Consider the following 4,685-nt stretch of genomic DNA (forward strand, 5'->3'; position numbering starts at 1 on the left):
CTCGTCCGGGATTTCAAGGCCGCCTCCCCCGAATACGACTTTTCCGCTGATGACGGGATTGTGCACAGGGTATGGGTCGTAAGCGATCCGGCGGGTGTCCGCAGACTGGAGGAAGGGCTGAAAGGACTCGATGCGCTTTATATCGCCGACGGCCACCATCGGGCGGCTGCAGCCTGTTCCGTCTGCCGCTCCCGTCGGGAAAGCAATCCCGGGCACCGGGGCGACGAACCCTATAATTTTTTCCTTTCCGTCATCTTCCCCCACAACCAGTTGAGGATCATGGACTACAACCGGGCCGTCCGGGACCTCAACGGTTTGGATCGGGAAACCTTTTTCCGGAAGGTCGAAGAAAAGTTTGAAATCCGCCCCGATTTCAGCCGGAAATCTCCCGAGGCGTTCCATTCTTACGGAATGTATCTGGACGGTAAGTGGCACCAGCTGATTGCCCGGGAAAATCTCTGCGATGAAGCGGACCCCATCGGCCGTCTTGACGTATCCATTCTGCAGAACCACCTTCTGCACCCGTTGCTGGGCATCGAGGATCCCCGGACGGACCAGCGCATTGATTTTGTCGGGGGCATCCGGGGAATGAAAGAGCTGGAGCGGCTGGTGGATTCCGGCAAGTTCGCCGTCGCCTTTTCCCTCTTTCCCACAACATTGGAGCAGCTGATGGCGGTGGCGGATGCCGGACTGGTCATGCCTCCCAAATCCACCTGGTTTGAACCGAAACTACGCAGCGGCCTGTTTGTCCATCGCCTTTCTTAGCGGGAGGGTCGGCACAGGGGGCATCATGATTCTGGCGCGGGAAAACGAGACCGTGGACGGCCTTCTGAACGGACGCCTCCAGGTTATCCAGAAGAAGAGGGGCTATCGCTTTTCCCTGGATGCCCTGCTGCTGGCTTCTTTTATCCGTCTGGGACAGGAACATTCGCTTCTGGACATGGGAACGGGCAGCGGGGTTCTTGCCCTCATCACCGCCATGCGGCGTACGGATGTCCGGGCTGTCGGGGTCGACATCCAGGAGAGCATGGTTGAAATGGCCATGCGCAGCGCGGCCCTGAATGGTCTCGATGGCCGGGTGTCCTTTAAGGTGGGGGATGTCCGTCAAATCCGACGGTTTCTTGATGCGGAATCTTTTGATGCCGTTGTCTGCAATCCACCTTATCGGAAGGCGAATACCGGACGAATCAACCCCTTGGGCGAGAAGGCCCTGGCAAGGCACGAGATCCGGGGGGCTCTCCGGGACTTTCTTGAAGCGGCCGCCTATGTCTTGAAGCCTGGCGGCCGCTTCTTTGTGATCTATCCCGCTCAGCGGCTGGTGCCCCTTATCGCGGGGATGCGGGAAGCGGCCCTCGAACCTAAACGGTTCCGGTTGGTTCATTCCCGGAGTGACACAGCGGGGACTTTTGTCCTGTCCGAGGGCTGCAAGGGGGGAGGCGAGGAACTGGATGTTCTTCCTCCCCTTTTTATCTACAGGGATTCGGAGCTCTATACCGAAGATATGGAGGAGCTTTTCAGGGAGCTTAACCGGTTTCCGACAGCCGGCGGCGGCTGATTTCCTTCGTCATGACGCGCTTGACGATTTCCCGGAGCTCTTCGTCGGCGATGTGTTTCGTGCAGTCGGCGATCATCTGTAAATCCCTTTTCTTCAGGCTTCGGGAGGCTTCTGACGCTGAAGAAGGGGGCGGCGCGGAAGAGGTTGCCGGACGGGCGTCAACCCGGCCCAGAGAAAAGAAAATATTCCGGATTTCCTCTTTTTGTGCTAGGGAATTGAACTGCCTGATGATATTCTCTTTGAGAAAATGGAGCTGCTGCATCCAGACCGATGTGGAAACGGCCACAAAGAGCGTCCTGGCCCTGATACGGCTGGGCCTTGTCTGGGCGGCAATCTGTGGACCGACGGCCTGGTCCCAAAGGGCGAGAATCCGCTTCTCTTCGAGATCAAAGGGAACATGCCGCCTCTTCAAGGCCTTTTGAAGAACCGGGCCAAGAGGTTCCATTTTTTTCTGTGCAGCTCTTCTTCGCATGGCAAATCTCTTCTCACAGTTACGGGCTCGGGTCAATACGGGTTTGGGCGGGATCTCGATTATTCTAAACGCCCCTTGTTTTTTTTTCAGGGATTCGAAAAAGGAGGTTGCGATGGATCTGATGGAAATGATTCAAAAGGTAAAGAGTCACCCCGATTTTCATAAGGCGGGGATGATTCTGTGTCATAACGGCGTGGTCCGGGCGACGACCCGGGACGGGAAGCCCGTCTCCGAGCTTACTTTAACAGCCGACCGGCAGCGTCTTGAAGCCATTGTAGCGGAGGCGAAGAAGCGGCCGGGCATTGTGGAAGTCCTCGTTGAAATCCGCGAAGGTCTGCACCCTGTCGGTGACGACGTGATGTACATCGTCGTCGCCGGTGATATCCGCGAGAACGTCTCCGAAACCCTGATGGATACCCTGAACCGGATCAAGGCCGAGGTCACCAGGAAGCAGGAAACGTTAATATGACGGAATAAGGTCCCGGAGAACGGCGGAAAAGGCCTCGAAGGTCTCCTGCCCGAACAGGACAAAGCGGACAAGCTCGATGTCCCGGTGGGCCGCGAGGTAGTCAAGAACCGTTGTCAGGGCAATCCTGGCGGCCTCCTGGAGCGGATAGCCATAAACCCCGGCGCTGATGGCCGGGAAGGACAGGCTTTTCAACCTGTTTGCGGAAGCCAGTTTCAGGCTTTCCCGGTACGCGCCGGCCAGGATGTCCGCTTCACCGTGGGCGCCGCCCCGATAGATTGGACCGACGGTGTGAATGACGTACCGGGCCTTGAGATTGCCGCCCGTGGTTATGACCGCCTGGCCGGGGGGGCAACCCCCGATTTTGCGGCATTGAGCCATAATGGCCGGTCCGCCGGCCCGGTGAATGGCGCCGTCGACCCCGCCCCCGCCTCTCAGGCCGCTGTTGGCGGCATTGACCAGGGCATCCGTTTCATCCAGGGTGATGTCGCCCTGAACCAGGACGACTCTTCTGTTTCCGATTCGATGTTCCATATTCCCATCTTCCTCAGCCGGATGTTGTCACGACAGGGGCTGACCGTTCTTTTATGATTGACAGAAGACGGCTTGCCCCGTTCCGAAGACAAGCATGTCGTAGGTTTTTTTGATTCGGTCCCAGTTTTCTTCCCGGTCCATGGACCAGTACCGGCCAATGACCGAAACCACCTTTCCCCTTTGCAGTTCCGCCGCCTTGTTTTCAATCTTTTCAATATACAGAGCGCCGCTTTCCGGCTGTTCACCCCGACGGCCGAGCATGGCATGAATGTAGACCTCGGGGACACCTTCCCGTTTGGCCATCTCCATCAGGGCAAACAGATGCGAAAGGGAGCCGTGCGAGCTGAAAAAGGAAACGATGCCCAGCAGATGCAGGGCCTTGGAATTGCGCTTTGCCGCAGACATGACGGAAAGGAAGGCTTCGTTCTCGTAGAACGTTCCGTCGGAAATGGCCTGATTGATGCGGACCCGATCGGCATAGATCGGCCTTCCGGCGCCAATGTGCAGATGTCCCGCTTCCGAATTTCCAACCGTTCCTTCAGGAAGCCCGACGGCTTCTCCCGCCGCCTTCAGGGTCGTCCATGGACAGGTCGTTTTCAGGCGATCCATGGTCGGCGTGGCGGCTTGGGCAATGAGGTTGCCCAAGGTCTGGTCGCTTTCTCCCCAGCCGTCGAGAATGAGAACAAGGAGCCTCTGCGCCGGCTTGATCCCTTCGGGACCGGGGGTGATGATCAGCGATTTTCCGGTCATGGCCGCCGGAACGGGGAGGCGGAACAGCTGGAGGACGGTTGGGGCGATATCCGTCAGGGCTCCATCCCGGCGAAGCTCAAGGTCCGGGGTATCGTGGAGAAGGATGAAAGGGACGGGGCTGTCTGTGTGGCCCGTGTCAATAACGCCGTCGGGATAGAGCCATTTTTCGACTGTCCCGTGGTCGGCGGTGACCATGACCGTCAAGCCCCGGCGCTTCGCCTCGTCAATGACCCGGCCCGTCTGGCGGTCGACTGCTTCCACGGCCCTCAGGATGGCCTGCTCATTTTCAATGTGGCCGACCACGTCCACATTGGGGAAATTTGCAAGGATGAACCGGCAGGACGGATCGGCAATCTTGTCGAGAATGGCTTCGGTTATTGCCTCGATGGACATCTCCGGGGCTTCATCGAAAAGATGGACGTCTCTGCGCGTGGGCACGATGATCCTCTCTTCTCCCGGGAGGGGATGCTCCTTCTTCCCGTTCAGGAAATAAGAAACATGGACCGCCTTTTCCGCTTCGGTGATCTTGGCTTGGCTGATGTGGTTCCGGGAAAGGACGTCGCTTAAGGTATCCTGCAGCTCTCCCTCCGGGGGAAAGGCCACTTGCACATTCAATCCCTTTTTGTATTCAATCATGGTGGCAAAGGACAGCAACAGGTCATCCACCGGGGAGAAAGCAGAGAACCCTCTTTCCGTCAGGCTGCGGGTCAGTTCGATTTCACGTTCTCCCCGGATGTTGTAGAAAATGACGGCATCATTTTTCCCGATGCGGCCAACCGGCCGCTGACCGGCATCCATCAGAACCAGAGGTTCCAGGGTCTCGTCATCGCTGTTGCGCAGATACGCATTCCTGACGGCCTCTGACATGGCGTGACCTGTGGAGAGTTTCCCCATGGGCATTTCATCCT

General features: G+C 57.8%; 6 protein-coding genes. 3 read left to right on the top strand and 3 right to left on the bottom strand.

Features of this window, described 5'->3' with window-relative positions; genetic code table 11:
- Together AB3175_RS13465 and AB3175_RS13470 are read left to right on the top strand one after the other, a co-directional pair.
- Positions 1-765: DUF1015 domain-containing protein (locus tag AB3175_RS13465; RefSeq protein ID WP_367361463.1), on the top strand; the 765-nt coding region annotated here is incomplete at its 5' end.
- A gap of 25 nt (positions 766-790) precedes the next feature.
- Entirely contained in the window at positions 791-1,555 is a 765-nt protein-coding gene (locus AB3175_RS13470) for a tRNA1(Val) (adenine(37)-N6)-methyltransferase (protein ID WP_367361464.1), read from the top strand.
- Here AB3175_RS13470 and AB3175_RS13475 read toward each other — a convergent pair.
- Positions 1,524-2,027, bottom strand: a complete 504-nt coding sequence (locus AB3175_RS13475) for a DUF721 domain-containing protein (protein WP_367361465.1) — start codon at positions 2,025-2,027, stop codon at positions 1,524-1,526. The genes AB3175_RS13470 and AB3175_RS13475 overlap by 32 nt on opposite strands.
- Positions 2,028-2,139: 112 nt before the next feature.
- Here AB3175_RS13475 and AB3175_RS13480 point away from each other — a divergent pair, with 112 nt between their 5' ends.
- Positions 2,140-2,496 carry a molybdenum cofactor biosynthesis protein MoaE gene (locus AB3175_RS13480; RefSeq protein ID WP_367359817.1) on the top strand — a complete coding sequence of 119 codons (357 nt, stop codon included), beginning with the start codon at positions 2,140-2,142 and terminating at the stop codon, positions 2,494-2,496.
- Here AB3175_RS13480 and AB3175_RS13485 read toward each other — a convergent pair.
- A complete protein-coding gene (locus tag AB3175_RS13485) occupies positions 2,488-3,027 on the bottom strand; it encodes an O-acetyl-ADP-ribose deacetylase (RefSeq protein ID WP_367359816.1) in 540 nt (179 codons plus the stop codon). The genes AB3175_RS13480 and AB3175_RS13485 overlap by 9 nt on opposite strands.
- 51 nt (positions 3,028-3,078) lie before the next feature.
- Positions 3,079-4,685 (bottom strand): alkaline phosphatase family protein (locus tag AB3175_RS13490; RefSeq protein ID WP_367361466.1); only part of this gene is annotated, 1,607 nt, incomplete at its 5' end.

It is taken from the genome of Syntrophus sp. (in: bacteria) (assembly GCF_040768185.1).
Lineage (GTDB): Bacteria > Desulfobacterota > Syntrophia > Syntrophales > Syntrophaceae > Syntrophus > Syntrophus buswellii.

What these genes read in the sequence shown, in the direction of transcription:
- AB3175_RS13470 (WP_367361464.1), top strand. Translation starts at nt 791, where the DNA reads ATGATTCTGGCGCGGGAAAACGAGACCGTGGACGGCCTTCTGAACGGA.
- AB3175_RS13475 (WP_367361465.1), bottom strand. Translation starts at nt 2,027, where the DNA reads ATGCGAAGAAGAGCTGCACAGAAAAAAATGGAACCTCTTGGCCCGGTT.
- AB3175_RS13480 (WP_367359817.1), top strand. Translation starts at nt 2,140, where the DNA reads ATGGATCTGATGGAAATGATTCAAAAGGTAAAGAGTCACCCCGATTTT.
- AB3175_RS13485 (WP_367359816.1), bottom strand. Translation starts at nt 3,027, where the DNA reads ATGGAACATCGAATCGGAAACAGAAGAGTCGTCCTGGTTCAGGGCGAC.